This window comes from Neisseria sp. P0019.S003 (assembly GCF_051957115.1).
Lineage (GTDB): Bacteria > Pseudomonadota > Gammaproteobacteria > Burkholderiales > Neisseriaceae > Neisseria > Neisseria flavescens_D.
Map to the genome: position 1 here is coordinate 1 of NZ_JBQCWT010000036.1, position 569 is coordinate 569.

The window sequence follows — 569 nt, forward strand, 5'->3', positions numbered from 1 at the left end:
TCCCAGTGCCAGCCGCACTTTGTTATATAGTTTGCTGAAAGCAAGCCCGACAGAGGTTATCAGCAGTGAGAAAATTTTGGCATGGGCAGATACCAGTGATATCAATACCGCTTTGAATTTACTGTACCGCCTACAACGCCTTGAGTTTTTGTATGGTGATGAAAATGCCAGTAATGAGGATATGCATCTTACTGATGAGCAATTGCCTTCTGTATTGGAGCAACTTTCAAGCTCAGGTAAGGCATTATTGGCAGACGAGAACGGATTGTATTTTGCAAATGCGAATTTTCATCACGAGGCTGCCGAAGAGTTGGGGCTTTTGGCCAGTGAAGTGACAAAGATGGACAGTAGCCATCGCCTATTAATCCGTAATAATCTGCATATTAATAATAATGCATGGGGTATTTGCGATCCTTCAGGACAAAGTGAGTTGACTTTCTTCCCTTTATATATCGGTAATACCAAGTTGATTTTGGTTATCGGCGGTATGCCTGATTTGAACAAGGAGGCATTTGTAACCTTGGTCAAAGTTTTATACCACCGCTATGGAAGCCGTTAACACTATATAC

At 42.0% G+C, this 569-nt stretch carries 1 protein-coding gene; it reads left to right on the forward strand.

The features are described from left to right. Positions 1-559 (forward strand): peptidase M23 (locus ACTHTS_RS10955; protein ID WP_440370050.1); only part of this gene is annotated, 559 nt, incomplete at its 5' end. Positions 560-569 lie beyond the last annotated feature (10 nt).